The 26,278-nt window shown below is 43.3% G+C and carries 32 protein-coding genes, 1 tRNA gene and 1 CRISPR repeat array; of the genes, 9 read left to right on the top strand and 24 right to left on the bottom strand.

The window, feature by feature from the left end; genetic code table 11:
• Positions 1 to 53 precede the first annotated feature (53 nt).
• The 6 genes from G3M65_RS02660 to G3M65_RS02635 are packed head-to-tail and all read right to left on the bottom strand — an operon-like array spanning position 54 to position 4,159.
• Positions 54 to 1,520, bottom strand: a complete 1,467-nt coding sequence (locus G3M65_RS02660; RefSeq protein WP_173833036.1) for an SAVED domain-containing protein — start codon at positions 1,518 to 1,520, stop codon at positions 54 to 56.
• A complete protein-coding gene (locus G3M65_RS02655) occupies positions 1,507 to 2,280 on the bottom strand; it encodes a hypothetical protein (protein ID WP_173833034.1) in 774 nt (257 codons plus the stop codon). The genes G3M65_RS02660 and G3M65_RS02655 overlap by 14 nt, the downstream gene beginning before the upstream one ends.
• On the bottom strand, positions 2,277 to 2,462 hold the full coding sequence (locus tag G3M65_RS02650; protein WP_173833033.1) for a hypothetical protein: 186 nt from the start codon (positions 2,460 to 2,462) through the stop codon (positions 2,277 to 2,279). Before G3M65_RS02650 ends, G3M65_RS02655 begins: the two co-directional genes overlap by 4 nt.
• A gap of 41 nt (positions 2,463 to 2,503) precedes the next feature.
• Positions 2,504 to 2,944 (bottom strand): hypothetical protein, encoded by a 441-nt coding sequence (locus tag G3M65_RS02645; protein ID WP_173833031.1) that lies wholly within the window; start codon positions 2,942 to 2,944, stop codon positions 2,504 to 2,506.
• Positions 2,941 to 3,393, bottom strand: coding sequence for a hypothetical protein (locus G3M65_RS02640; protein WP_173833029.1), 453 nt, complete (start codon positions 3,391 to 3,393; stop codon positions 2,941 to 2,943). The genes G3M65_RS02645 and G3M65_RS02640 overlap by 4 nt, the downstream gene beginning before the upstream one ends.
• A 19-nt stretch (positions 3,394 to 3,412) precedes the next feature.
• Positions 3,413 to 4,159: a hypothetical protein gene (locus tag G3M65_RS02635; RefSeq protein WP_173833027.1), complete on the bottom strand. Its 747-nt coding sequence runs from the start codon at positions 4,157 to 4,159 to the stop codon at positions 3,413 to 3,415.
• A 90-nt stretch (positions 4,160 to 4,249) separates the two neighbouring features.
• Here G3M65_RS02635 and G3M65_RS02630 point away from each other — a divergent pair, with 90 nt between their 5' ends.
• Positions 4,250 to 4,498 (top strand): hypothetical protein, encoded by a 249-nt coding sequence (locus G3M65_RS02630; RefSeq protein ID WP_173833026.1) that lies wholly within the window; start codon positions 4,250 to 4,252, stop codon positions 4,496 to 4,498.
• 78 nt (positions 4,499 to 4,576) lie between these two features.
• Here G3M65_RS02630 and G3M65_RS02625 read toward each other — a convergent pair whose 3' ends face one another.
• On the bottom strand, positions 4,577 to 4,714 hold the full coding sequence (locus tag G3M65_RS02625; protein ID WP_173833025.1) for a hypothetical protein: 138 nt from the start codon (positions 4,712 to 4,714) through the stop codon (positions 4,577 to 4,579).
• 314 nt (positions 4,715 to 5,028) lie between these two features.
• Between G3M65_RS02625 and G3M65_RS02620 the strand changes: the two genes are divergently transcribed.
• The 4 genes from G3M65_RS02620 to G3M65_RS02605 are packed head-to-tail and all read left to right on the top strand — an operon-like array spanning position 5,029 to position 7,496.
• A complete protein-coding gene (locus G3M65_RS02620; protein ID WP_173833023.1) occupies positions 5,029 to 5,844 on the top strand; it encodes a DNA adenine methylase in 816 nt (271 codons plus the stop codon).
• A 45-nt stretch (positions 5,845 to 5,889) separates the two neighbouring features.
• Positions 5,890 to 6,792 carry a CAF17-like 4Fe-4S cluster assembly/insertion protein YgfZ gene (gene ygfZ / locus G3M65_RS02615; RefSeq protein ID WP_173833021.1) on the top strand — a complete coding sequence of 301 codons (903 nt, stop codon included), beginning with the start codon at positions 5,890 to 5,892 and terminating at the stop codon, positions 6,790 to 6,792.
• A gap of 13 nt (positions 6,793 to 6,805) precedes the next feature.
• Positions 6,806 to 7,093, top strand: a complete 288-nt coding sequence (locus G3M65_RS02610; RefSeq protein WP_173833020.1) for a nucleotidyltransferase domain-containing protein — start codon at positions 6,806 to 6,808, stop codon at positions 7,091 to 7,093.
• Positions 7,062 to 7,496 (top strand): hypothetical protein, encoded by a 435-nt coding sequence (locus G3M65_RS02605; RefSeq protein ID WP_173833018.1) that lies wholly within the window; start codon positions 7,062 to 7,064, stop codon positions 7,494 to 7,496. The genes G3M65_RS02610 and G3M65_RS02605 overlap by 32 nt, the downstream gene beginning before the upstream one ends.
• A 4-nt stretch (positions 7,497 to 7,500) precedes the next feature.
• Here G3M65_RS02605 and bioA read toward each other — a convergent pair whose 3' ends face one another.
• The 6 genes from bioA to G3M65_RS02575 all read right to left on the bottom strand — a co-directional run bounded on the left by bioA (position 7,501) and on the right by G3M65_RS02575 (position 13,869).
• The gene (gene bioA / locus G3M65_RS02600; RefSeq protein ID WP_173833016.1) at positions 7,501 to 8,841 is read right to left on the bottom strand and encodes an adenosylmethionine--8-amino-7-oxononanoate transaminase; all 1,341 of its coding nucleotides are present in this window, start codon (positions 8,839 to 8,841) and stop codon (positions 7,501 to 7,503) included.
• Complete coding sequence (rsmI, locus tag G3M65_RS02595) at positions 8,838 to 9,509, bottom strand: 16S rRNA (cytidine(1402)-2'-O)-methyltransferase (protein WP_173833014.1); 672 nt, start codon at positions 9,507 to 9,509, stop codon at positions 8,838 to 8,840. The genes bioA and rsmI overlap by 4 nt, the downstream gene beginning before the upstream one ends.
• Position 9,510: 1 nt before the next feature.
• Positions 9,511 to 10,305, bottom strand: a complete 795-nt coding sequence (locus G3M65_RS02590) for a universal stress protein (RefSeq protein WP_254426297.1) — start codon at positions 10,303 to 10,305, stop codon at positions 9,511 to 9,513.
• The gene (gene gyrB / locus G3M65_RS02585) at positions 10,295 to 12,676 is read right to left on the bottom strand and encodes a DNA topoisomerase (ATP-hydrolyzing) subunit B (RefSeq protein ID WP_173833013.1); all 2,382 of its coding nucleotides are present in this window, start codon (positions 12,674 to 12,676) and stop codon (positions 10,295 to 10,297) included. The genes G3M65_RS02590 and gyrB overlap by 11 nt, the downstream gene beginning before the upstream one ends.
• Before the next feature lie 11 nt (positions 12,677 to 12,687).
• Positions 12,688 to 12,763: transfer RNA gene (locus G3M65_RS02580), tRNA-Glu, on the bottom strand.
• A 38-nt stretch (positions 12,764 to 12,801) separates the two neighbouring features.
• The gene (locus tag G3M65_RS02575) at positions 12,802 to 13,869 is read right to left on the bottom strand and encodes a bis-aminopropyl spermidine synthase family protein (RefSeq protein ID WP_173833011.1); all 1,068 of its coding nucleotides are present in this window, start codon (positions 13,867 to 13,869) and stop codon (positions 12,802 to 12,804) included.
• Between the two features lie 60 nt (positions 13,870 to 13,929).
• Between G3M65_RS02575 and G3M65_RS02570 the strand changes: the two genes are divergently transcribed.
• Positions 13,930 to 14,574: a hypothetical protein gene (locus tag G3M65_RS02570; protein ID WP_173833009.1), complete on the top strand. Its 645-nt coding sequence runs from the start codon at positions 13,930 to 13,932 to the stop codon at positions 14,572 to 14,574.
• Between the two features lie 104 nt (positions 14,575 to 14,678).
• On the opposite strand, the gene G3M65_RS02565 is transcribed toward G3M65_RS02570, so the two are convergent.
• From G3M65_RS02565 to prfB, 8 genes are all read right to left on the bottom strand, one after another.
• Entirely contained in the window at positions 14,679 to 14,888 is a 210-nt protein-coding gene (locus G3M65_RS02565) for a chromosome segregation protein SMC (protein ID WP_173833007.1), read from the bottom strand.
• A 233-nt stretch (positions 14,889 to 15,121) separates the two neighbouring features.
• Positions 15,122 to 15,422: a CRISPR direct-repeat array (repeat unit 30 nt; unit sequence GTTGCTAATCTACCGTGTGGAGTTGAAACT).
• Between the two features lie 19 nt (positions 15,423 to 15,441).
• Positions 15,442 to 16,065, bottom strand: a complete 624-nt coding sequence (gene hisG, locus G3M65_RS02560) for an ATP phosphoribosyltransferase (protein ID WP_173833006.1) — start codon at positions 16,063 to 16,065, stop codon at positions 15,442 to 15,444.
• Between the two features lie 16 nt (positions 16,066 to 16,081).
• Positions 16,082 to 16,765: a biotin--[acetyl-CoA-carboxylase] ligase gene (locus G3M65_RS02555; protein ID WP_173833005.1), complete on the bottom strand. Its 684-nt coding sequence runs from the start codon at positions 16,763 to 16,765 to the stop codon at positions 16,082 to 16,084.
• On the bottom strand, positions 16,740 to 18,035 hold the full coding sequence (locus tag G3M65_RS02550; protein WP_254426296.1) for a Ni/Fe hydrogenase subunit alpha: 1,296 nt from the start codon (positions 18,033 to 18,035) through the stop codon (positions 16,740 to 16,742). Before G3M65_RS02550 ends, G3M65_RS02555 begins: the two co-directional genes overlap by 26 nt.
• A complete protein-coding gene (locus G3M65_RS02545) occupies positions 18,026 to 18,769 on the bottom strand; it encodes an NADH-quinone oxidoreductase subunit B family protein (protein WP_173833004.1) in 744 nt (247 codons plus the stop codon). The genes G3M65_RS02550 and G3M65_RS02545 overlap by 10 nt, the downstream gene beginning before the upstream one ends.
• The gene (locus G3M65_RS02540; RefSeq protein WP_173833003.1) at positions 18,766 to 19,566 is read right to left on the bottom strand and encodes an FAD/NAD(P)-binding protein; all 801 of its coding nucleotides are present in this window, start codon (positions 19,564 to 19,566) and stop codon (positions 18,766 to 18,768) included. The genes G3M65_RS02545 and G3M65_RS02540 overlap by 4 nt, the downstream gene beginning before the upstream one ends.
• The gene (locus tag G3M65_RS02535) at positions 19,553 to 20,656 is read right to left on the bottom strand and encodes a 4Fe-4S dicluster domain-containing protein (protein ID WP_173833002.1); all 1,104 of its coding nucleotides are present in this window, start codon (positions 20,654 to 20,656) and stop codon (positions 19,553 to 19,555) included. Before G3M65_RS02535 ends, G3M65_RS02540 begins: the two co-directional genes overlap by 14 nt.
• Positions 20,620 to 21,735: a peptide chain release factor 2 gene (gene prfB / locus G3M65_RS02530; RefSeq protein ID WP_173833001.1), complete on the bottom strand. Its 1,116-nt coding sequence runs from the start codon at positions 21,733 to 21,735 to the stop codon at positions 20,620 to 20,622. Before prfB ends, G3M65_RS02535 begins: the two co-directional genes overlap by 37 nt.
• Before the next feature lie 45 nt (positions 21,736 to 21,780).
• Here prfB and G3M65_RS02525 point away from each other — a divergent pair, with 45 nt between their 5' ends.
• Genes G3M65_RS02525 through hpt form a run of 3 tightly spaced genes read left to right on the top strand, consistent with a single transcriptional unit; the run spans position 21,781 to position 23,106 of the window.
• Positions 21,781 to 22,149 (top strand): Gfo/Idh/MocA family oxidoreductase, encoded by a 369-nt coding sequence (locus G3M65_RS02525; protein WP_173833000.1) that lies wholly within the window; start codon positions 21,781 to 21,783, stop codon positions 22,147 to 22,149.
• Positions 22,146 to 22,622, top strand: coding sequence for a ribosomal protein S18-alanine N-acetyltransferase (gene rimI, locus G3M65_RS02520; protein ID WP_173832999.1), 477 nt, complete (start codon positions 22,146 to 22,148; stop codon positions 22,620 to 22,622). The genes G3M65_RS02525 and rimI overlap by 4 nt, the downstream gene beginning before the upstream one ends.
• The gene (gene hpt, locus G3M65_RS02515) at positions 22,582 to 23,106 is read left to right on the top strand and encodes a hypoxanthine phosphoribosyltransferase (RefSeq protein WP_173832998.1); all 525 of its coding nucleotides are present in this window, start codon (positions 22,582 to 22,584) and stop codon (positions 23,104 to 23,106) included. The genes rimI and hpt overlap by 41 nt, the downstream gene beginning before the upstream one ends.
• A 6-nt stretch (positions 23,107 to 23,112) precedes the next feature.
• Here the strand turns inward: hpt and G3M65_RS02510 are convergent, their stop codons facing one another.
• The 3 genes from G3M65_RS02510 to G3M65_RS02500 all read right to left on the bottom strand — a co-directional run bounded on the left by G3M65_RS02510 (position 23,113) and on the right by G3M65_RS02500 (position 26,278).
• A complete protein-coding gene (locus G3M65_RS02510) occupies positions 23,113 to 23,697 on the bottom strand; it encodes a nicotinamidase (protein ID WP_173832996.1) in 585 nt (194 codons plus the stop codon).
• Positions 23,694 to 24,338, bottom strand: a complete 645-nt coding sequence (gene sfsA, locus G3M65_RS02505; RefSeq protein ID WP_173832995.1) for a DNA/RNA nuclease SfsA — start codon at positions 24,336 to 24,338, stop codon at positions 23,694 to 23,696. The genes G3M65_RS02510 and sfsA overlap by 4 nt, the downstream gene beginning before the upstream one ends.
• Before the next feature lie 146 nt (positions 24,339 to 24,484).
• Entirely contained in the window at positions 24,485 to 26,278 is a 1,794-nt protein-coding gene (locus G3M65_RS02500; RefSeq protein WP_254426295.1) for a KUP/HAK/KT family potassium transporter, read from the bottom strand.

Below are 26,278 nucleotides of genomic sequence, written 5' to 3'. Positions count from 1 at the left end.
ATCCTCCATTATAAGAAAGGCAAGCACCAAAACCAAAACTAACCACTCCATCGCTACCCTCCCATATTTATAATGTATCCTCCCTCTCGCAAACTTCTCAGAAACTCAAGGGCAAGCACCTGCTCGTAGGTTATGTCTTTGCTACTGTAGTTGTATATGTATCCCTTGTCGTAGTGTCCAAAGGCTACGCCAAAAAGATATGCCAAAGCGACAGGGCAGGAAAAGAAAAAGTGAATTGCCTTATAGGCTTTCTTACCCTTTACCTCTTGCACCGCAGAGGAGATTTCTTGAGCTATCCTCTTGAAAGTGCTCGGCTCAAGGTTTCCCCTATAAGATTCTGTGGTAAGGAGCAAAAGGTCTGCCTTAATGCCCTTGCTCTCTAAGAAATGCTCCACGTCCGCAGTGGGATTGTGGTGGGAGAAAAAGAGGACTACCGCAAGGTCTTCTCCACCTTCTTTTAGTTCACTTTTCACAAATTGGTAGTCCCTTGTGTGTTCCTTTATCTCCCTTGTGTTTTGTAGGTCAATGGGAAAGTATTTTCTCTCACTGCTATGGTAATGATAGAAAACAGAGGGTCTTGTGTGTCCGTAGAGAATTCCCAAGGCAAAGGAAAGGCTCGCAGGTCCGTTTACCACAATATGAGCTTTTAGCCTACCTATGAGGGTATAGTCAAGAACGCTTATGAGCCCAAAAAACCTCTTTGCAGTTTCCTGCCATCTGATACCACTTAGCTGACCTGTTTGTATGACAAGTTTTGATGGGTCTATGCGATGGATATTTTTTAAGTTTAGTAGGTTTTCCTCCTTATGGAAGAACTCCTCAAGCCTTAGGTGGTCAATGGAAACCGCCACAGGAACTTCCACAATATTTGCACTTAGCCAATTCAAAAGGTCATCCACCTTAGGAAGATGAAAGGGCATAGCCAAGTGCATGTTGAACCTTTCACACACCTCAGACTTTTTATCCAAAGAATCCACCTTCACTATGCTACCATCCTTCCTAACTCCACCGCTCCAACAGAGGTTTGGTGGTAGCCTTTTCTTTTCCGCATCCATACACAAAGCCAAGGTCAAAGAAAGTTGAAAGCTGTTTCCCACAAACTCACTGTCAAAGATAACACTAACAGACCCAGACACAAAGCCTTTGGAACGCAGATATTCCACCACTGGAGTGATATACCTTTTCTTTTCTGGTAGGTTGCAAAAGACCTCTGGTGTATCCTTTATTGCCAGACCCCTTATTAGCTTGCCATCCCTTTCAGATACCGCAGGAAACTCAAACTCCACATAGGGATTTTCCAAAAGTGCCTTTGCAACCGCCTTTTTTATACCCAAAGCCTTGGCAAGTTTTTCCTCATCAAAATACCTTTCAGAAAGGCGTAGATACTTTACCAGAGCAAAATGCACCCCAGGGCTTAGATAATCCCACTGCCTTATAAGGTCTACAAGGACTTCTTCCAAGTCTCCCCTATGGAGAAACTCTATAAGGTCTTCTTCCTTGAAAAGGCTAAAGTTCCACAACCTTTAATTCCTCCGGAATGTTTATTCCAAAGAAGTTTCCAAGAATCTCCAACCTTGGAGACTCCACCTCACCCTCAAAGACCACCACAGAACCCAAAAGCACCCTAACAACCTTACCCACAAACTCTATAGGCAAGTATAGCCTTAGCAAACCCTCCTCCAAAACCACAAAGAAATTCCCTACCTTGAAGTATCTATTATCCGCTGCGAGAGCATAAGTGCGTATCTCTTCAAGAGCCTTTTCTGTATCTGGTGAAAGCCTTATAACTTGCGCCTCTTCCCTTTCTGCAAGCTCCGCCTGAGCCAACAGTGAATACATGGTCCACTTTGCCCAACGCTTAGAATTGAGTTTAATAAATCTCCTTGTATGCCACGGAATACTCTGGCTTTCTCTAAGGAAGTTCTTTATCCTTTCCAACTGATCCTGAGATATTACTCCGATAACTTGGCTATATGTGGTGATTAATTCTTGTCTAAGATAGTCCCACACCGGCACAACTCCCAGTCTTAAACCACGCCCTTTAATCTCATACATTGGTGCATTGTTTGGTAAGAGCTGTAGGTAAGAGGTCATCGGAACTGTAAGATACAACCCCTCGCCTGTTTCTTCCAATATTAGAAATCGCTCTACGGGCACGCTCCAGAGTTCCCTTATCTGCCCACACTTAGGCGGTTTCTTGTGCTGGACCTCTACAAGTTTATCAGAACCCTCTTTCAAGTTCTTCTCGTATATCTCCAAAAGCTCCAATTCCAAACTCATGACAGCTCTCCTCTTTCATTACATATATAACCCTTTTTCTGGCAAACCTCTGACAGAAACCTCTCCGCCACAACCCTAATCTCCTCCGCAGAAGCATCACTTAAAATCTCCCTCAACTTACCCTTTCTTAACCTTTCCCACCTCTTGTACAGGTTATCCTTAGAAATATCCCTCAGCTCCATCTCCGAGTTATACAGATACTTATAAAAGTAATAGCACAGCACTATCGTATCACTCTATCCTTGAGGTTTTTCATAAGTGTCTCAAAAAGCGTGCCACCCTCTGCATCCGCAAAAGAGTTTCTCTCATCCCTCAGTATATCTTCGTATAATACAGGCTTGGCATTCTCTTCCTCAAAAACCTGTTCCTGAAGACTGTAAACCTCTATCCTCTCACCGTTTATAATGTCTATTAAGAAGTTTCTTATGAGAGTTTTCAAATAATGTAGGTTTATATACTCTAACCTCTGCAGATAGTCTTTGTTGTTTATTAGCCTAAGCCTCAGCTCAGATAGGACTTCTTCCTCGTAGTCATCTCCGAATTTTCTCCTTAGCAAGGCATCCATATACTGGCTCAACGAGGACCTTATTAGCTTTTTCATATAGTTCTCTTCCTTTACACCACCATACAAAAAGCCAGAGATAAGTTGTTTGTAGTCTTTCATCTAAAATACTCCCTTCTTAAGCTATCAAGAAACTCAAGGTCTCTACATGTGCCACAGAATTCGTATTTAAACTGGCTAAACCTATCCTTATGCACCATATAGGCAAGCACCTCTTGTCTGTTTCTGTCTCTTAAAATAAAGCACTCTACATCAAGGCTTTGACATGCTTTATTTTTACCCCTATAGCAAAGGCTGAGGTCTACCCTGCGTTTTGAGTAGGTTTTTGTAGTTAGAAAGACAATAAGGTAAAAGTCCCTTTCAAGCTTTCCTATAAAAGGTCTTCTCCTTCTTGTCTTGTATACTCCAAGGTCTAACCTGAGAAGGTCTTCAAGCCTTGATAAGGTCTCACCGGTAAAAACCCCCAAGAACCTCTCCCCAGAAGCTACGATTTTCTCTTCGTCCCCTAACTTTTTCTCAAAAAGTTTCTCAAAACCTTTGAGCTTTTCCATCCGTTAATAAGATTATAGCTTAGTCTTCTTTGACTACTACCATATCAAAGATAACCACCTGCTTTTTGTTGTTCACATAGCACATGCGAATATCATTGTCAAAAGTCAAAGAAGAGGCTACCACGCTAAAAGTTTTAGTCCCAGCGGTTATGTCTATTAAGATTTCCTTTTCCTTGTAGCCCTGTGCCTTGAGACTTTCTATTGCTTTGTTGAAAGTTCTCTGTAAGCCCAACATATCCTCATAGTCCACTGCCTCACTAAATTCAAAAATGTGGTGTTCTATCTCTGCATTTGTCCGCATGTATTCAACAAACTCCTTAGAGTATTTTACACTTTCTGGAGAAGGAATTACTACAACTTTCTTTAACTTAGCACCTTGTTCCAAGCACTTTTTTATCAAAAACTCCTGCTGACTCCAATTATGACCTTGCTTTGGGTCAAGACGAGGTATACTTAATCCCATCATTAGCACCTTCACCTTCTTCAGCTCTTGCTGGTCGTAAGTTTCCACTTCATATTTAACCCCTGCTATTTTGCTTATTAAACGTTTCAAAAGCCAGTAGAGTATTAGGAGAATGAGGATGGACAAAACCAAGAGAATGAGAGACACCCATTCGTTTGGCAATAGCTCACCTAAGAGGTCTTTTATGCTATCTGGAAACCACCCATAGAAGAGGGCTACCAATATGACTATAGCCAAACCTTCCTTACTTTTTATGTCTCCCAAAAGTTGCCTTAGGTTTTTTTGAACTTCTGCGGTTCTCACAATTCATAAATATATAGGTCTCGGTGTCAGATTTCTGACAAGATGGGGGTTGTATGTAGTAAATAGCAAAAAACCTAAGGAGGTGTTGAGATGAGAAAAGCTACCTTAGCAGGACTTTCAGCCCTTGCACTTTTTGCCTTCTCCTGCGGTGGAGGAGGTGGCGGTGGAGACATAGGTTTGCCTGTAGGGGGTGGTGGCGGTGGTGGTGGAACAATAAGCATAACTTCCCTCAGCATATCACCCAGCAATAACATTCAAGTTGGGAACACCTATAGCATAAGCTGGAGCGTATCCTTGAGTGGCTCAGCTACAGGAAACTATCACATTGAGTTTTTTTGAGTATGATAAGCCAGAGGTCCCTGCATCACCCCTTACCGGTCTCTACAGACTAGCTCAGAGCAATTGCGGACCCGGATTTCAAATTTTTACAGGTTGTGGGTCAAGTGGTGTGCTTGAGTGCGAGGTAAGAAACCTACTCGGCACGCCTTCCACTCTCTGCAAAGTTCGTGGTAGCACCGCTTCTCCTACATCAAAGGCTATTACAACCAGAGGCAACGGCTATATAGTGGTGAGAGCTTGCAATGATCTTTTTACCAACTGCACAGTTAGAACTTTGCAAGTTACATTCCCTCAATAAAACACACCTTCGGCTCCCTCTGGGAGCCCAGTTTCTAATTAGGCTTTGTGAACATTATTGAAGCAACCTATAATTCTCTATTTTGTAGCTGTCAGTAGAGCTTTTTGGGTTTTTGGTTTATATTATGGCTAAAAAGAAAACCTTCCATGCGACTCCTCAAACTTGACGCTATTAAAAGAGGAGAGGAGATATACAAAATTATTAGCATTGCTACTCTCAAAGGTGGTTAATCATGAAAATTTTTGCAAAGAGGACAAAACCCAAACCCTTTGTAAAATGGGCGGGTGGGAAAAGGCAAATAGTAAACTTGCTGGTAGCCTATATGCCAAAAAACTATGAAACTTACATAGAGCCTTTTGTGGGAGGTGGTGCTCTGTTTTTCCAAGTTCAGCCACGAAAGGCTATAATTGGAGATATAAATCAAGAGCTAATAAAAGCATATCTTGTGATAAAAGACCATGTGGAAGACATCATAGAAGACCTAAAGATGCACAAAAATACTCCAGAATATTACTACAGGATAAGAGCCATAGACCCCAAAAGCCTTGACCCCATTAAAAGAGCAAGTAGGTTTATCTACCTTAACAAAACTTGCTACAATGGACTATACAGAGAAAACTCTAAGGGAGAGTTCAACGTGCCTTTTGGAAGATACAAAAATCCTAAAATAGTGGATGAGGAAAACCTCAGGGCGGTTTCTGAATTTTTAAGGTCATGTGATTTAGAGGTGTTGTGTGGAGATTTTGAAGAAACATGCAAAAAAGCAAAAGCGGGAGACTTTGTCTACTTTGACCCTCCCTATTACTCTACATTTTCAAACTACACAAGGGAAAATTTCACAGAAAAAGACCATATAAGGCTTAGAGACTTGTTTGTAGAATTAGACAAAAAAGGAGTTTATCTAATGCTGACCAACTCCAATACTGACTTTATAAAAAACCTATATAAGGGCTACAGAATTAAAGTTGTAAACACAGCAAGGTTTATAAACTGCAAGGGAGATATGCGTGGAAAGGGAGAGCATGAGCTAATTATTACCAACTATTGACAGTGGTCATTGAAGAAAATACCAACTTTCCTTTAATATTCAAACATGCGTTGGATAAGACTAAAAAGAGGCAAGATAAAAGTTTATGGCAAGCAGGGAAAACTTCTCCCAAAGGGCATGGTAGAAGAACATACCGCCTTTCTGCATAATCTTTTAAGCAACGATATAAGAGGTATGAAGGAAAACACACTTACCTATAACCTTTGGCTAAGACAAAACGGTTTTCCCATAGGAGAGTTTTATGTATACAAGCTCGCAGACCACTACCTTCTTGATACGCCTTTGGACGTTAGCCATGTGATTGAGGAGTTTAACCGTCTTAAACTTTCTATGAGGGTCTACTTTGAAGCCCTTGATATGGAGCATATTTTCCTATTTGGAGAGGGTGTAAGGGAGTTTATAAGAGAGCATTTTGGTGTGGAGCTTGGAGATTTTGAGGTGAAATCTCTTGACAACATGCTTTTAACCCGCAATCCTATAAGACTAAGGGAGGAGGGTTATGAGATAATAGGTCAAGTTTCTGAACTTTCATTGGATACGAAGGATATGCTATCTGAGGAGGAATACGAGGACATACGCATCCAAAGACTTATTCCAAAACTTGGAAAGGAACTAAGGGAAGGTTTTTCTCCTCTGGAAGCCTGTATTTTAAAGGAAGCCATTAGCCTCACAAAAGGCTGTTATGTGGGTCAAGAAGCCATAGCAAGGGTCTATTATAGAGGAAGACCTGCGAGGGCTTTGGCACTCCTTGAAGGAGAAGGTCTAAAGGAAGGAGAAAAGATAAGGACAGAGAACAAAGATATAGGAATTATAACTTCTGTAAGTCCGAGAAGTAGTCTTGCTCTCGGATACCTTTTGAGAGCAAAGGCAGAAGAGCAAAAAGACTTTGAGACAAGCGAAGGTAAGAGGGTAAGAGTTTTAAAACTTTGCGAAGAGGGTAAAGAGTAGAATATTTAACATTATGCGTTTGACGGAGGAAGAAAAAAGAGCCCTTAAGAAGGCTTTGGAAGGCTTTGAAGGGGAGGTTTATATATTTGGTTCAAGGCTGAGAGAAGACCTGAAGGGTGGAGATATAGATATTTTGCTAGTTCCCAAAAACCCTGAAAACCCAGTGGAGCTTGCACTAAGGGTTCAAACCAAGTTTCTTTTGGAATGCGACCAGAGTATTGATGTGTTGGTATACAGAGACACGGAGTTTTATAGAGAGGTTTTGAAGAATGCAAAAAGAATTTCTCTTGAAGAGCTTTGAGGACTTACTTAAAGCCAAAAGACTCTTGGAGTTTTCTGTGAAAGGCTATGTACCCTACGACCCAAATAAGAGCTATGAGCCAGAAGAGCTTGAAAGTTATGATGCTATGAGCTTTAGGTTTGAAAAGTTTGTGGAGACAGCTTTGAGTTTTTTTGTATCTCTTGAGCTGTATCTTTACGGCGAGAAGTCTGCCACTTTGAGAGATAGGCTTTTGAAACTCCAAAGAGCTGGATACCTTCAAGATGTGGAGCTATGGATATCCGCAAGGCTTTTGAGGAACAAGATAGCCCACGCCTATATTCCAGAGGAATTAGCAGAGATTTTTGAAAATGTAGTGAATTTTTCAAAGAGGCTATTCATAGAAGTGGAAACTTTAGAAGTAAAACTGAAAGCCATAGGCTAAACCACTACAAACTCCCAATAGCCCACTTCAAGGTATCCAAAACATGGTCCATTTCCTCAATACTAATCACCAAAGGCATCATCAAGACCATAACATCCCCCAAAGGTCTCAAAAATACCCCTCTTTCTCTGCACTTATAAGCCACTTTAAAGCCTGTTCTTTCTCCATAAGGAAACCTTTCACCAGTTTTTTTATCCTTTACCAACTCTATACCTGCCATAAAGCCAAGCTGACGCACGTCTCCTACATGCTTAAGCTCCCAAAACTCTTCAAGCCTCTTTCTGAGATGTTCTATCTTTGGCTGGAGCTTTTCAAGGGTTCTCTCCTCCTCAAAGACCTCTAAGTTTGCCAGAGCTACCGCACAGGCAAGGTTGTTGCCCGTGTAGGTGTGTCCATGATAAAAGTGCTTTAGCTCTCCAAACTCTCCAAGAAAGGCATTAAAGACCTCTTCGGTGGTTAAGGTTGCTGCCAGAGGCAGATATCCACCCGTTATTCCCTTGCCAAGGCACATAAAGTCTGGACTTACTTCCTCCTGCTCGCAGTAAAACATAGCTCCAGTTCTTCCAAAGCCTGTTGCCACCTCATCCACTATAAGCAAAGTGTTGTATTTCCTTGTGAGCTCTCTAACACCTCTTAGAAAGCCTCTTGGAAAGGGTAGCATGCCAGCTGCACCTTGAATGCCTGCTTCCAAGCTCACCGCCACTATATCTTCTCTGCTCTTGAGTATTTCCTCAAGCATATTCAAAAGCTCTTGCTTACACTCATCGCAAAGCCTTCCGTATTTTTCTTTGCAAAAGATGTAGGGTGATGGAAGTTTAATGCTTTCAAAGAGTAGGTCTTTGTATGTTCCATGAAAGAGGTCTATGCCCCCAAGACTAACCGCGCCCAGCGTGTCTCCGTGATAGGCTTCTGATAGGGTAATAAAGGCTTTTCTTTTCTCTCCCTTATTCCTCCAGTATTGGTATGCCAGTTTTATGGCAATTTCCACCGCTTCCGCACCATCCTCCGAATAAAAGACCTTTGTAAGCCCCTTTGGTGCTATTTCCACGAGCCTTTTAGCCAAGAGGATAGCTGGCACGTTGGAGCTTCCAAGTGTTGTGGTGTGTGCCACCTTCTGAAGTTGGTCAATTAACGCCTTGTTTAGCTTTGGATGGTTGTGTCCGTGCACGTTGCACCATAGGGAGGATATGGCATCTATGAACCTTCTACCCTTTATATCATAAAGATACACACCCTCTCCCCTTTCAAAGATGAGGTTTTCTTCCTCTCTGTAGACCTTCATCTGTGTAAAGGGATGCCAAAAGTATTCCTTGTCCCACCTTTCAAGGAGAAGAGGGTCTATCATGGCAACCTCCATATCAACACAATTTCTCCTTTTACCTCTCCCCTACTTTCCAAATCCTTTAAGACCTCAGAGAGCTTGCCCCTTATATACTCCTCGTGTATCTTTGTAAGCTCACGCGCCACACAAAGAGGAACTTCCGAGCCATATACCTTCTCCATAACCTGTAGACTTTTTACCACTCTGTTGGGTGATTCAAAGGCTATTATGGTGCTATCCTTGTAAGCCTTTAACTCCTCAAAGAACTTTTCAAGCCCTTTCCTTGGCAGAAAGCCTACAAAGGTAAACCTGTCTGTTGGAAGACCAGAGCCTACAAGGGCAGTAAGGACCGCACTGGGTCCAGGGATTACCTCTACTGGTATACCCTTTTCCACACATGCTCTTATTAGTCTGTATCCTGGGTCTGAGATGGAGGGCATGCCAGAGTCTGACACAAGGGCAACGTCTTCCTTTTCAAGGAGCTTTAGAACCTTTGGCACTTGCACGCTTTCCTTTGGCTCGTAGTAGGATATGAGTTTTTTGTCCTTTATGTTGTAGTGGTTAAGAAGTATCAAAGTCCTGCGCGTGTCTTCGCAGGCTATGAAGTTAACGCTTTGGAGCACCTCAAGGGCTCTTAGGGTAATGTCCTTCAAGTTTCCTATGGGAGTGGCAACCACATAGAGCTTTCCCATCTTACTTCACCAAAAGAAGAGGTATGTTTATATGGTGCAGGACAAAGCTTGTTATACTTCCAAGAAATAGCTCTCTCACTTTCCCCTTTGAATAGGCTCCCATAAGCAGTAGGTCCACATCTCCCTCGTTGCAATGGCTTACTATCTTTTCCTCTGGTATGCCTTGCAAGACCTCTAACTCAACACCTTCGGGTCTTTCTGGAGGTGTCTCTCCCACATAAAGAGCGTAAAATCTGGCATTGTAGAGCTTAGAGAGCTCCTTTGCAAGCTCAAGGGCTTTTTTTGAGATGTCTCCACCGTCGTAGGCAAGGCATATGTTTCTTATGTGCCTTTTCTCTTCAGGAACAAGCATAACTGGAGACTTGCTCCTTCTTGAGACTACCTCTGCGGTAGAGCTAAGGAAAAAGCCCTTTATGGGACGCCTTCCTCTTCTTCCAATGATTAGTAAATCCTCTGGGTCTGCTTGTTTGACAAGCTCTTCGTAGGGTATGCCTATGGTTTGAAAAGAGGAAACCCTTACACCCCTTTGTCTACCCTCTGCGAGAAACTCCTCTATAAGGGTGTTAGCCTGCTCCTCAAAAAAATCTCTTACCTTCTGAGATATGCCAAGATAGTAGGTAAAGCCAAGCACTCCCGCCAAGTCCTCTAAAAAGCTCTCCTCAAGCAGTCTGTTATCTATTATGTGAACTCCCACCACAGGAACTTGAAGCCTTTCTCCAAGCTCAAAGGCGTAGTCCTTTGCGGTCCAGCCGGGCTTTGAGCCGTCAACCCCTACCACTATCCTCTTAAATATCAAGGTTTCTCACCTCTCTTGCGTAGGCCTCTATAAACTCTCTTCTTGGCTCTACCTCTTCTCCCAAGAGTATGGAGAGTATCCTGTCTGCCTCTGCTGCATCCTCTATGCTAACTCTGAGAAGTCTTCTTGTGGCAGGGTTCATGGTGGTTTCCCAAAGCTGTTCTGGGTTCATCTCCCCAAGACCCTTATATCTTTGTATTTCAAAGGACTCCTTTACCAACTCCATAGCTTTAGAATAAAGGTCCTGCGGGCTTTCCACCTCTATAGACTTCTTTTCGTAAACTATTCTCACTGGAAACCTCACCCTTGAACCCTCAAGAAGAGACTTGTAGGACAGAGAAGAGAGAAAGTCCACATCCACGATAACCTTTCTATTAGTAATCTTGTCTTTGAAAACTATCTCATATGCATCCTCAAGCCTATCGTAGTGGGTATCTATAGCCATGTCGGGAAGTAGTTTCTCAAGCTCCTTTATCTTTTCACCAAGAAGAGAGGAGTCCCTTAGGGCTTCTTCTGTAATACCTGCAATGAGAAGAGCCTTGAGGACTTCTTCTCCCTTGAGCCTTGCCATAGCCTTGTAGCCTTCTTCAATTTCCTTTACCTGCTTTAGGACCTGCGAGAGGTTTTCTCCTCTGTATTCTGCCCCACTTTGGTCTATTAGGACCGCCTCCTCTTCAAGGGTTTTGAGGAGAATACTTTCAAGCTCCCTGTCATCCTTCACATATTGAGACCTTTTGCCCTTCTTTATTCTATAGAGTGGTGGCTGTGCTATGTAGAGATGCCCTGCGTCTATTAACTTTGGCATATACCTGTAGAAAAAGGTAAGAAGTAGAGTCCTTATATGTGAGCCGTCCACGTCCGCATCCGTCATTAGGATTATTTTGTGATACCTGAGCTTTGAAAGGTCTAAGTCCTCACCTATACCACAACCGAGAGAGCTAACTATGGTCTTTACCTCTTCGTTAGCAAAGACCTTGTCAAGCCTTGCCTTTTCCACGTTGAGTATTTTTCCTCTTAGTGGCAGGATTGCCTGAGTTCTTCTGTCTCTTCCCTGCTTGGCAGAGCCTCCTGCGGACTCACCCTCTACTATGAATATCTCGCACTTGCTTGGGTCTTTTTCTGAGCAGTCCGCCAACTTACCCGGGAGAGAAGAATCCTCAAGAGGAGACTTTCTACGCACTAACTCCTTTGCCTTTTTAGCTGCCTCTCTTGCCAGTGCAGCCTCTACTGCCTTTTCTACTATAAGCCTAAATATGTCTCTGTTTTTGTCAAAGTATTCTGAGAGGTATTCGTAGGTTATGGACTCCACTATATTCTTTACATTTTGGTTTCCAAGTTTTGTCTTTGTCTGTCCCTCAAACTGAGGCTCTGGCACTTTGCAAGATATGACCGCCACAAGCCCCTCCCTTAGGTCTTCACCCGTTATGGTTTCCTTTAGCTCCTTCTGGAGCTTAATATTAGGCAAAACCTTCATAACCGCCTTTGTAAGACCAGACCTAAAGCCTGTCAGATGCGTTCCACCCTCAAGGGTCTTTATGTTATTCACAAAGGTTTCCACAGACTCTCTGTAGTCCTTTGTATAGGTAAAGGCTATATCCACATCCACGCCATCCTTCTCACCCCTTATCCTTATCACTTGGTCAAACAATTGCTCCTTGCCACCGCAGAGGAACTTCACCAAATCCTCTATGCCTTTGTCAAACTTGTAGGTTAAGTCTTTTCCACTTCTTTCGTCAACAAGCCTAAAGGTGCACTCAGGGTTTAAATATGCCAACTCCCTTATGCGTCTTTCTACGATGTCAAATTTTATCTTTGTAGTTTCAAATATCTCTGGGTCTGGCTTAAAGACCACCTTTGTTCCACGCTTTGTGGTATTGCCTACTACCTTTACTTCGTATAACGGCTCTCCTCTTCTGTATTCCTGCTTGTTTATCTTCCCGTCCCTGTAGACCTCCACCATAAGCCATTCAGATAGGGCGTTTACCACAGAAGCACCCACACCATGCAAACCCCCAGAGTATCTGTAGACCTTTTTGTCAAACTTTCCTCCTGCACCGAGCATGGTAAAGACCATCTGAACCGCAGGAAGACCAGTCTCTGGATGTATGTCTACGGGTATACCCCTTCCGTCATCCTCTACTGTTATAGAACCGTCCGCATGGATTATAAGGGTTATGTGGCTGGCATAACCAGCCATATGTTCGTCAACCGCATTGTCAAGTATTTCCCATATGAGATGATGAAGCCCCCTTTCACCTATGTCTCCTATATACATAGAGGGTCTTAAGCGGACATGCTCAAGACCAGTAACTGCCTTTATGTCTGTTGCTTGATAGTCCGTTTGAAGGTTTTCTTCTCTTTTCTTTCCCATGCTTTTAAAAGCACCCCCAGCGGGATTCGAACCCGCGATCTCCGCCTTGAAAGGGCGGTGTCCTGGACCGGGCTAGACGATGGGGGCTAAACCTTTATAAATTATAGCAAAGCATACCTTTCATGTCAAGTGGTTGAACCCTCTTCATCAAGGTAAAAGACATCGTCAGATATGGGCTCGTTCCACCTTTTGAAGCCAGGAAGTGCCTCCACTCTATACCACGCAGACCTATACCATACTCCCTTAGGCTGTCTTTTTACTGGAGCAACCTCTGCCGCTTTTGTCTCTGCATGGTAATCCCAAGTTATGTAGGTGTTAAAGTCTTGGACTATATCTGTTATGGCAACACCAAACTCTGTGGTCAGAGCGGTTTGAAAGTCTCTCCAGCGAAAGACAGAGGAGTCTCTGAGAGTTAGACCAAAATAGCCTACACCACCATCTTCTCTAAGGGTTGCTATGCCTCTACCTATAAAAGCCCTAAAGGCAGGCAGTGTCTCTGGTGGGTCTGAGACAAAGACATCATAGTGTCCCAATATTTCTTGAGGGAATGGGTTTCTCAAATCCCAAACCCTTGCCTCTGCGTTATCTATGCCAAGCTCTTTGAAAATCCTGTTGTCAAAGTCTATTAATCTCTTGTCTATGTCTATAACCAGAACACTGCGAGCCTTCCTTGAGAGGGCTACCGCCAGACCAGTAAGGTCATCCTCTGCACCCAAGACAAGAATATCCTTGTTTCTTAGGTCTCCTCTGGAATCCATAAAGAGCACCCTTGCCACCGTGGTCTCTGGCGTGACAGAGCCTTGGTCGTAGTCCCTTATGGCTTTGGGTCTGTCCTTTGTAATTTGAAGAAACTCTCTATAAAACTCTATGTCCACATAAAAGGGAATGCCTCTGCCCCCACAGGCTTGGCACACATATTCCACGTATGGCTCTATGCCAAGGTCTCTGACCAAGTCAAAACCCTTTTGAGTGAGCCTTATGTTTTCCTCGTCATCTATAAAGGCTATGCCCTTCTCCACCAAGGTCTTTACTATGCCAGAGGCAGCAGGCACAGGCAGGTCGGACATATCCACAATTTCCCAAAAGTCTCCACTTTTGAGAAGTGCGGAAAGCACACGCTCTATGTTCTTTTTGTAAACCCTAACACCACCCAATTCCCTTGCCCTACTGGCAAGCTCCACAAGAATGCTCAATATACCACCTCCATTCCAAGAGTTTAAGCTGTATAATTATAGCACAACACGGAGGCTATTATGAAAGTGCAAAAACTCTTTAGAAACCTACCACAAGACCCAGCAAGCCTTGAGCCTTTTCCAGACTGGCAGGAGCTATCTCCAACCTTTGAAAAGCTACCCATAGGTGATTGCACTCTCCTTGTGGCAAGCATACAGGACGAGGACTTTGACAAACTCCTGCATATATTCCAAAGCAGAGAAGAGGCTATGGGAGCTTTCCTTAGTGTAGCCATGGAGCATGGCTGGGAAGAAGTCCCACAAACCTATTGCATATACCACGCCCAAGAGATTAATGGTAAACTCATAGCAGGTCTAAGCATAGAGGGGCAAAGGAGCACTTACGAGCAGACCACGGTGGAGCAGATGGTTCAAACAATGGCAAGGGTTCACAGAGTGGTGGTCTACTCCTCTGACCTCTTAACCTACATAAAGGACATCTATCCAGAGATAGACCAAAAAGCCTATGTTATCGCAAGGGAGATAGCCAAAAAACTTGGCAAAGCTCCAGAGCTTGAGGAGTTGGCAAAGATATATGGCATGCCTATTGAGAGCCTTGAGGAAAGGCTAAGCCTCATAGAAAAGCTCCTTGAAAACCCCCTTAGGACACCCTACGGAGAGGTAAATTTACCACCCTTTAGCTACCCACTTGCGGAATGTGAATAAATGGTGTATAATCCCTTTCATAGGTTTTTGGAAGCCTGTGCTTCCATGACATCTTGGCAACTGAATAGGGCTTTTGATTCTTGAGGCTAAAGGGCTAGTATTCACTAAAGAGACTTGAGAAGTCCGTCCTCGTCAACTTCCATTATGGTAGTCTTTTCTCTGAGCTTTTCTAACTCTCTTAGCTTATTTGCTATCAACTCTCCCATTGAGATGTTTTTCTTTATGCTCTCTATCCGTAGGCTTTCCCAGAGGTCGTAGGGTAGGATAACAGTGGTTTTCTTGTGCTTTTGCCTTCTCTGAGCCTTGTTTTTCATAGCTTATATTATGCCATACGACCGTATGACCATAACGCCGTAAAAACATAAATACGGTTTTACGGCGATACGGCGTATAGCTCAAAGCCTTGTCTCTCAATGGTTTAAATTTGACAATACCACACTCAACCCTGCATGACCTGCCACTTCTGGCAAACCACCTTCACTTGAGAGGGGTATCCCCTTGACAAAAGGCTTGATATGTCTTATTATTCTTTATGTGGCAAGTTGAGGTTGCTAATCTACCGTGTGGAGTTGAAACCAGTTTTGAGGTGGGGTTTGTTTAACCTGTTCCATTATTACAGTTGCTAATCTACCGTGTGGAGTTGAAACTGCGAGGGGTGGCGGTCTTGCATGGGTAAATTTAGAAGTTGCTAATCTACCGTGTGGAGTTGAAACTTAGCAAATGCTTATCTATCAAGCATTTTCTAATAGCTGTTGCTAATCTACCGTGTGGAGTTGAAACTACCTTTCTCAACACTATTGCTCGCCTTTTCCTTTACAGTTGCTAATCTACCGTGTGGAGTTGAAACTTCCTTTCTAAGTTGCCTATTTACCGTGTAGAACTCAAACATACGAACCTCTCAAGAACCTGCAAAACTTCTGCCTTTTTATTTCTGTAGCTCGCTCTGTTGCAGACCAGCATGGCGGTAGAGGTGGTTATCTCCTCTATTACCGCAAGATTATTTTCCCTCAAAGTCCTTCCTGTTTGCACCAAGTCCACAATAAAGTCAGAAAGTCCAATAAGGGGTGCAAGCTCTACTGAACCGCTCAGGGGTATGACCTTACACTTCACGCCCTTTTCTGAAAAAAATTCTTGAGTTATGCGAGGGTATTTAGTGGCAACCTTTAAGTATGAGCTTTTGAGGTATTTTTCTCTGTTTTCTTCCTTGCCTGCCACCACTATCCTGCAAAAGCCTATTCCAAGGTCAAAAAGCACATACAGGTCTGGTTTTTTCTCAAGTAGGACATCTCTGCCAACCACTCCAAGGTCCGCTACGCCGTTTTCCACATAAACAGGCACATCTGAGGGTTTCACAAGGAGAAACTCATAGTCTCCAACCCTTACGCTTAGCCTTCTTCCCTCTTCAAAGCCCTCTTGTATTATTCCCTTTTTGAGAAAAAGCTCAAGGCTTTCTTCAAAGAGCCTGCCCTTTGGTAGAGCAATCTTTAGCATGGCTTAAAGTATAACATCACAAAGCCCTAAGGGTAAGGTCTCCTACACTAAAAGACTTGAGACCTTCTTGAGTTAGCAAAAGCAGGCTTCCCTCCTCAGAGATGCCCTTTAAAATGCCTACCACTGGCTCTGGAGTGTAAAGTATGACCTCACTATCCTTGAAAAGTAGCCTGTCTTCTATGGCTTGCTTGAAGGCAACAAAGCCAAAGGCATTGAGCTTTTCTATGTCCCTTTCAATAAACTCTAAAAGCTCCAGAAGGAAACTAACCTTATCAAAGGTCTTACCACTAAGCATTCTAAGAGATATGGCTTCAAGGTCCTTTGGAAAGCTCTCTTGGTTGAGATTAATTCCCACACCTATAACTATCCTGTCCCTTAGCCTTTCTGTGAGAACGCCACAGACCTTTTTTCCACCCACATAAAGGTCATTGACCCACTTTATAGCAGGCATAAAGCCAAGAGCTTTGAGGTAAGAAGCCACCGAGTGAGCGACCACGAGGGGTAAAGTAGACTCGTCTTTTATGCCCACTGGAATAGAAAAGCTAAGGTATAGTCCACCCTCTGGAGAGTGCCAATGTCTTCCAAGCCTTCCACGACCAGAGGTTTGCCTGTTTGCAACCACCACAGTGCCCACAAGAAACCTCTTTGCCACCTCTTGCGTAGAAGAGACCTCCTCAAGCCAAATTAAACTTCTTAGCATCTTTGAGGCTCACCTTAAGAAAGTGCGTGGCACAAGAGATGCAGGGGTCAAAGCTCCTTATCACAGGCTCCGCATGGTCTCTAAGCCAATCCTCTTTGATATTTTCCTTGTCCTTTATGAGCTCCCAGAGGGAAAGCTCTATGGCTCTTTGGTTTTGAGAGGTGGGCGGGACTATGTTCGCACTTAGTATCCTGCCTTCGCTGTCAAAGGAATAGGAATGCCAAAGTATGCCTCTTGGTGCCTCTGATACTCCATAACCAGTGGAGCTCCTCGGGACTACTTCAACTTTACCTCTTTGTGGCTTTTTGTAGTCCTTCACTATCCGAATAGACCTTTCAAGGGCATGGACTATCTCCACAATTCTTACGAGAATGCCCTTGTGGGGGTTTTTTACCATGGGTTCGAGGCTTAGTTTCTGAGCGGTTTCCATGGCAAGTGGTGAGAGCTTTTCAAAGGCGTTGTTAAAACGGGCGATAGGACCTACCAAGTAAACTCTTCCATACTTTGTCATGGCATGCTTAGCGGTGGAATAGGGGACTTCAAACTCTACAAAGAAACTCTTGAACTCTTTTGGACTAACCCTTACGCCTTCAAGATAGATATCTCCCTTAAGTATTGGATAATCCTCCTCTATGAGAGAGACAAATAAAACCTCCTTGAGTTCAAAGTCTGGAAAATTAAGAGCCTTTAGTTTTTCCACAGTCCATAGGGCTTTTTCAAGAGCCTTTTCAAGGGTCTCCTTTAACTCCGAAAGGCTCTCAGGAAGAGCATTAAAGCCACCTGGGACAACAGAGACTGGATGGGAAGTTCTTCCTCCGAGAGCTTGGATTATAAAGCTTCCAGCCCTTTTTATCTCCATCCCTGCAAGCACAAGACCTTTGTCTATTTTGGAAAGCTCAATGATTGATGGGACATTGAAAAAATCGGGAAGATGTAGGAAAAATACGTGCAATGCGTGGCTTTGAACCCACTCTCCAAAATACATTAGCCTTCTAATTTCTTCTATATCTTCTGGTATTTTGACGCAGAAGGCGTCCTCTATAGCCTGAACACCGCTCATCTGATAAGCGACGGGGCATATTCCACATATGCGTGCGGTAATGTCTGGTATAACTTGGTAAGGCTTTCCTTTGAGTATACCTTCTATGAACCTTGGTGGCTCGTATATTGAAAGCCTTAGACTTTCTGGTTTTCCATCCCTTAAAAACACCTCAAGGCTACCTCCTCCCTCTACCCTTGTGAGGGCTTCTATCTGAACCTTCATAGCCATTCCCTTATGCTTTTATTGTAACCATTGAAGGAAATCCTCAAAAGCTCCTTTATAAGGTCTTGAGAGACCCTTAGCCTACTGTAGCCTTCAAGGAGTGCTTGCAGGTTTGGTTTCTCCACAGGACCATAACAGCCATAACAACCTCTTTCAAAAGTGGGACAGAGAGCTCCACAACCCGCCACGGTTATTGGTCCAAGACAGATGAGCCCTTTGGCTACCACTACGCAGGGATTACCCTTCCTTTTGCACTCCAAACAAACAGGATAAGATGGGAGTTGTGGGCTTTTGCCTTGCAGAAGTGCTATAAGCACTTCCCTTAAGGCTTCCTTGTTTATGGGACAACCTCTTATTTCCAAGTCTACCTTTACAAAGTCAGAGAGAGGTTTTGAAAGGGGGTTCACTTCGTATCTTCCAGAATACACTGAAAAGTATATCTCTGAAAAGTCTTCAAAGTTCCTTGCGGATTGAATGCCTCCAGAAACCGCACAGGCACCGATGGCTACAAGAAACCTTGAGCTCTCTCTTATCTTTTTTATTCTTTCCTCCTCCTCTGGAGTGGATATGGACCCTTCCACAAAGGCAAGGTCAAAGTAGTCCCACGTGTTCTTAGAGGATGCTTCAAGGAAGTATTGTATCTGAACCTTTTCGGAAAGCCTTAAGAGTTCCTCTTCAAGCTCAAAGAAGGCGAGCTGACAGCCATCGCAGGAAGAAAACTTGAAAACACCTACCTTCATACCTCCTTCCTCTCAAAGTATTCCCTTATAAGGTCATACCGGAATATGGGACCATCCTTGCAAACAAAGTATGGACCTATCATGCAGTGTCCACAGGTTCCAACGGAACATTTCATATGCCTCTCAAGGGATGCGTATATGTTGTTCTGGGGTATACCCTTCTCCTGCAAAATCCTCACACAGGCTTTTACCATGGGGTCTGGTCCGCAGGTAAAGACTATGGTATCCTCATCAAGCTCTAACTCTTTTAGGAGTTCTGTTATAAGCCCTACCTTTCCTTTCCAACGAGGGTCTGGTCTGTCAAGGGTTATGTAAAACTCCACCTTTGAGCTCCAGTTTTCATAAAGGTATCTGTAAAGAAGGCTATCGTAGTCCTTTGAACCGTAAAGATGAACAAGTCTCTTAATGGGTTTGTTGAGAGCCTCTTCAAAGACCCATCTTGTTGCCGCAAGACCAAGACCTCCCGAGATTATAAGGAGGGTCTTGTTATAAGCCCTTTCTATCGCCCAGCGATTGCCATAGGGACCTCTCCAATAGAGGTAGTCTCCTTCCCTTAGTTGGTCTATATGTCTTGTTACATCACCCACCGCTCTCACTGTGTGGACTATGCATTCTTCCCCCATGCTGGCTATTGTGATAGGTGCTTCTCCCACACCGAAGGCATATAGCATGTTATACTGCCCTGGATAGGCAGGCTCTTGAGTCCTTACATGAAAGGTATAAACTCCCTCGCATTCCTTTATAACTTTTTCCACCCTTCCCGCCTTCAAAAGGTAGGGGTTCTCAAGCGTAGGCAATTCTTCTTACCTCCTCCCTTATGTCTATACCTACTGGACACCATGTTATGCACCTTCCACAACCTACACAGCCAAAGCAGTCAAACTGGTCTACCCAGTAGGCAAACTTATGCATGAGCCACTGTCTGTATCTTGAGTGGACGCTCTGTCTTAGATTAAAGCGATGGACGGTGGCAAAAGAGGGTGAAAAGCAAGAGTCCCAGACCCTTACCCTTTGGCTCTCTTTTAAGTCCAGCTGGTTTTTCTCAAGTATATCAAAGCAAAAACAGGTGGGACAGGCTTGGGTGCAAGAAGTGCAGGCAACACAGCGTTTTTCTATATGCTCCCAGTAGGTTGAGTCCATTCTACCGTAAAGCCTCTCTTGGAGACCCTCCTTTTCAAAGTGAACCCGCATCGTAGCCTCAGTTTCCCCAAGCCTCTGTGCCTTTTCTTTAAAGTGTCTTCTTTCAGCATCGCTTTTGTTTTCAACCTTTTCAAGAATCTCTCCTCCCCTTTCTGAGCCTACTTCTACAAGAAATCCTTCTGAAAGCTCTGTTATGAGCAGGTCATACCCTTCCTTTACCTCAGGACCAGTTCCCATGGTGGAGCAAAAGCAGGTGGAAGTGGCATAGGTGCAGTTTACCGCCACCACAAAAAGTCCCTTCCTAAGACCTGCGTAGTATGGGTCGGGGTGAGGATTTTTATGGAGAAAGACCAAGTCCAACACCCTTAGGGCTGAAAGGTCGCAAGCTCTTATGTCAAAGAGGCACAGAGCTTCTTCTTGTATATGAACTTGAAAACTTAACTTTCCATTCTCTTTCTTTACCTTAATGAGCGTAAGCTCTGGGGGATGCAAAAAATTTTTAAAGGAGTTGTAAGGATGGGTGTAGGTGAAGTAGCCCCCAGACCTCTCAAGACTGTAAAATCCAGGGGCCTCCACATTCTTGTAGCCAAAGGGAAGGCTTTCAAAGTTGTCCACATCAGAGAAAGCTATCAACCCATCTTTTAGCTTTGGTGCTATAACCCTGTATTTTTCTCTTAGCCTGTCAAAAAGCTCCCTAATCCCCTCAAGGCTTAAGAGGTAACCCCCGCCTTTTCCTTTGCTTTCCACCTGAGATACTCCTCTATAAAGGGGTCTATGTCGCCCTCCATTACCTCCGAGACATTGCCTATCTCAAGACCAGTTCTGAGGTCCTTAACAAGCTGGTAGGGTTGGAATATATAGGACCTTATCTGATAGCCCCAACCTATGTCTGTTTTTTCACCTTCAAGAGCCTTCTTCTTTTCTTCAAGCTTTTGAAGTTCAAGCTGATAAAGTTTTGCCTTGAGAAGCTCAAGGGCTTTCAGCCTGTTCTGGAGCTGAGACCTTTCCTGCTGGCAGGATACCACTATACCCGTTGGCTTGTGCCTGAGCCTTACCGCAGTGTCTGTTTTGTTCACATACTGACCTCCCGCACCGCTTGCCCTAAAGGTTTCCATTTCAATATCTTCTTCCCTTATCTCTATGTTTATGGTCTCGTCTATCTGTGGAGCAACGCTCACTGAAGCGAAAGAGGTGTGTCTTCTTGCGTTAGCATCAAAGGGAGATATCCTCACAAGCCTGTGGACTCCGTGCTCACCTTTGAGATATCCGTAGGCGTATGGACCTTTTATTAGAAGGGTTGCACTTTTTATTCCTGCCACATCGTCTGGGTTTATATCTATCACCTCAACCTCGTAGCCATGCCTTTCCGCCCATCGTTTATACATTCGGAGTAGCATGTTCGCCCAATCGCAGGCTTCCGTGCCACCAGCACCCGCTTGAATTGTCAAGTAAGCGTTCTTTGAATCCATCTCATCGGAGAGAAAAGCCTTTATCTCCAAGTCCCTTATAGGCTTTTCCACCCTCTCTAACTCCTCCCTTAGCATCTGGAGAGTTTCTAAGTCTTCTTCTGGTGTAATCTGGAGTATTTCCTCCACGTCTTGGAGGACTTTTTGTATTTCTTCAATCTCCCTTATGTTCTCCTCAAGCCACCTTCTTCTTTGAGTAAGGCTTTTTGCCCTTTCCGTGTCTTCCCAGAAATCTGCGTTAGCCATTTTTTTATCTATTTCTTCCAACTCCTCTTTCAAGGCTTGAGGGTTCAAGGTAGACTTTATGTCCTCAAACTTCGCCCTGAGCTCTTCTAACTTTTCTCTTGTTTCTGCTATCATGAGAATTTAATATAATCTCAATAAAGCCTTTGTGGAGGTAAAAAAATGCGGAGGATAAATGTAGCCATAGCAGGTCTGGGAAGGGTAGGAAGCCAGTTTCTTGATGCCCTTTTGAGTGTGCGGTCAGACAATGTAAGGGTTATAGCGGTGGCAGAGCCAAAAGAAGACCTACAGAGCGTAAAACTTGCCAAGGAGAAGGGCATAGCCTACTTCAGAGATGCAAGGAGTATGTTGGAGTCCCTTGAAGATAGCATTGATGTACTTTTTGAGCTTACAGGCGATGCGGTAGTAAAAAGCGACCTTCATGAAATACTGGTAAAAACCGGAAACAAAAAGACAGTTATAGTTCCAGAACCCGTTGCTTACCTTATATGGAGTCTTATAACGGAGGGTGCAAAAGAATATCCAAGATGATAAGGGAGATGAAGCCAGAAGATATAGAGGAAGTGCTTAAGATAAGTGAAGAATGTTTTAATTCTGACGCATGGAGCAGAAAAGCCTTTGAGAGGGAGTTTGAGCTTGAACATTCCTATAAGTTTGTGCTTGAGGAGAGTGGAGAAATAATAGGCTATGCGGTTGTGTGGAAAATCTTTGAGGATGCCACTCTAATGTCCCTAGCTATAAGGAAAGACCGATGGGGCAAAGGCTATGGCAAAAGGCTTATGACTTTTCTTATAGACTACCTTAGGGGCAAAGTGGAGCGTTTTTTGCTGGATGTGAGACGGTCTAACATAAGGGCTATCAGACTTTACCAGTCTTTGGGCTTTAAAATAGTTTCAGAAAGGAAAAAGTATTACTCTGACGGTGAAAACGCCCTTCAGATGGTGCTTGAGTTGGAGGTAGAAGATGAAAATAAAAGGAAGAGCTCTGAAGCTGTTGGTAAGTGAAGAAGAGATAGCAAACAGGGTAAAGGAGCTTGCTAAGGAAATTCAAGACTACTTCGGTGAACCCTTTTTGGTGGTGGGTCTTTTAAAGGGTGCTTTTGTCTTTACCGCAGACATCATTAGGGCTTTTGATATTTCTGTGCAGGTGGACTTTATGTGGGTCTCCAGCTATGGCTCTATGCAGGAAAGTCAAGGTCATGTAAAGGTGGTCAAAGACTTAGATAGAGATATAGAGGGTCTAAGGGTTTTACTCGTGGATGATATATTAGACACGGGCTACACTCTTGCAGAGGTCTACAGGCTTTTGGAACTAAAAGGAGCAAGGGAGATAAAAACCTGTGTTTTGCTTGATAAGAAGGAAAGAAGAAAAGTAAACTTCAACGCAGACTTTGTGGGCTTTGAGGTGCCAAACCTCTTCCTTGTAGGTTATGGACTTGATTGGGACGAAGAGGGAAGAAACCTAAGAGGCATATATGCGGTAGAGTAGTTTTACTTATTTGACTTCCTCATACTCCACACCTACCGCACCCGCACCAAGCATATCTTCTATAGCCCTTTCGGAGTCTCCCTGTTTTACATCCACACCCTTTATACCGTCAAGTAGCAAAAATGCCTCATATCCCAGGTTTATGGCACCAAGCACCGTGTTTTTCACACAATAGTCTGTGGCAACACCACCTACAAAGACCCTCTTTATACCTCTTTCCTTTAAAAGTTGGTCCAGCATTGTTCCCTGAAAGCCAGAATAAGCATCAAAGTCTCTACTCGTTCCCTTTGAGATTATAAAGCGATTGTCTGGAGGTATGTATAGGTCTGGGTGAAACTTTGCACCTTCTGTGTCTTGGACGCAATGTGGGGGCCAAACTCCTCCTTGGTCTTTAAAGGATATATGGTCTGGAGGATGCCAATCCCTTGTAAAAAACACGGGCAGACCTCTTTCAAAAAACAGCCTTATGTATTGGTTAAGTCTTGGGACTATCTTGTCTCCTTCTGGCACTGGCAGGGCACCCCCTGGCATAAAGTCTCTTTGCATATCTACCACAATGAGGGCATCCTTATCAGTCAGCTTTATCCTCATGGCAAAACCTCCACAGGTATCTCCTCTTTTAATTTAATCTCTTCAAGGCTTACTGTGCATTTGTAGGCTCTTATTTCAAGTCCAAGTTGAAAGTAGTCCAGTAGTGCCTTAGAAAACTCTGGGTCCACCCTCCAGTTTGGGGAGAAGACTTCTGCGTCTTCTCTTTGGACTACAAAGACCACAAGGGGCTTGTAGCCTTCTCTTGATAGCTCTATGAGCTTTTCTATGTGCTCTTTTCCTCTTTTTGTAGGAGCGTCAGGGAAAAGTGCGGTTTCTCCCTCTACAAGGTTTACCGACTTTACCTCAACGGGTCTTCCCTCCACCAAAAGGTCAAACCTCTTATTGTCAAAGCGAGGCTCAAAGGACAAGGGCAGGTTTAAATACTCCGCATACAGCTTGGGAGTTATATGAGAATCTATGCATACGAGGTTTTGACCCATCCTTGCAAGCACTATTTCAAAGGGATGTTTCCCACCCTCTCGTTTTGCCACATAAACCTCCCTGCCTTCTGACAGAAGCTCCCTTAGTCTTCCCGTGTTTCTTATATAGGCACTGTGGACCTTATCTTCAAGGAACACAAGACCCACAAACCTGTTAAGCCTTTTTATAAACTTTGCCTTCTTAAGCTCTGGAAACCTCATTTTTAGAAAGGCCCCACCGGGCGGTGGGGCAAAACAATTAGGGGAGGGAGGGGGAGGGAGTTTCTAACTTCCCCTAACTTTTTTATCCATTTACACTTTATAGTATATATAAAAATTTTTCCTTTGTCAAGGGGGTAATTAAAAACCTAAATCTCTATCCTTACTACAACTCCATGAACCTTCTGGGGCAGTAGCCTATAGAAATCTGCAAAGTTTGGAGACACCTTTTTTATAAGCCCAAACAGTTTCCATACAAGGCTGTGTGAGTAAATGTTGTCTACACCATAAAAGATTACTCTTTCATTTATGTTTAACTTTTTTAGCTCCTCATCTAAATTTACTATCTCCTGATAGCCATATTCTATAACCACGTACTTTATATGCGGATCTAAGTCTTCGTAGAAAGTGACATTTATTCCAAAGGGCTTTTCTAATTTTTTAAGGGACAGAAAAACATTTTGTTCGTATACTATGCCATGATTTATCACGGAAGTGACCACATAAGGTGGTATTTTTCTTACGTCCTTTATAAGAAAAACTGCTGTGCCTTTCAACACTCTTCCTTTTGAGTAAACCTTGTTGAAAACCTCCAGAAATTTTTCCAAATCCATAAATTTAGATTTCTCATAGATTCTTCTTTGACCAGAGGTATATAAGAATATCAAAAGTATAGGGGGTATCGCAAAAATTATTGCCCAATAAGCCCCATGGGGAATTTTAAAGATGCCAGAGAATAGAAATAGTGTGTCCACAATAAAAAGACCTATAGACCCAAGAAAAAAGGGGATTTTTCTAAGTATTAGAAAGATATACATAAGCAACATTGCAGTTATAACCATGTTCATATTTACCGCAAAGCCGTATGCGGAAGCCATCCTTTCTGATTGTTTAAACACAAGAAACATAGTAGATACACCAACAAAAAGTAGAAAATTTACCACAGGTATGTATATTTGAGTGCTGAAGTGGGTTGATGTATGCTTCACATATAACAATGGCATCAGCCCCGAATTTATTGACTGAAATACAAGAGAGAATACCCCACTTATTAAGGCTTGAGAGGCTATTATACCAGCAACTGTAACCAAGATTAGAAATAGTATGTATATGTTGTTTCCAAGCAATTCATTTGCACTATAGAAAAAGGGATTTATGTGGCCTTCTAAGCTTTTTTCTAAAATAAACCCGCATTGCCCGATGTAGCTTAGTGATACAGATATAAAAACAAAGCCCCAGGCAATTCTTATAGCGTTTTTACCAACATGACCCATGTCCGCATACATTGCCTCGCTACCTGTTACTGCAAGTATGATTTCCGAAAGGGAAAGTATTGCAATGAAGGGGTGTTTCAGAATGAAACTTATAGCTTCCGCTAGGTTTATAACCCTAAGCGCATTAGGATTCTCATATATGTAGTATAAACCTATAACAGCTATGGTAGAAAAGTAAATAACCATTATCGGTCCAAAGGCAATTCCTATATTACCTGTTCCATATCGCTGGACTGCGAACAGAAACAAGGCAATAATAAAGGCGATGACTATTACCATATCCTGAGATAGACTTTCCAAACCCTTTATAAGCCTTAGACCTTCTACAGAACTGAGTATTGTTATAGCTGGTGTAATTATGCCATCTCCTAATAGGAAACCAATACCTAATATGGTGAGGATTCTTATAACCCTTCTCAATTTAAGTGATTTTGAGATGCTTGATGCATACTCACCCAGAACAATTATTCCGCCTTCTCCTTTGGTAGAAACCTTCATAGCAAACCATGCATATTGAATGGTTGGTATAAGTATCAGAGACCATATTATCAATGAAACTATCCCTATAATATCCTCTTTGCTTGGCTTTGCTATAAGAATTATTGCAGACAATGTATAGAGAGGGCTTGTGCCTATGTCCCCAAACACAACCCCTATAGCTCTTACCAT

Origin of the sequence: Hydrogenobacter sp. T-8, assembly GCF_011006175.1 — a bacterium.
GTDB classification, from domain to species: Bacteria; Aquificota; Aquificia; order Aquificales; family Aquificaceae; genus Pampinifervens; species Pampinifervens florentissimum.
Note: the sequence above shows the minus strand (reverse complement) of the source record. Positions and strands in the feature narration are given on the sequence as shown.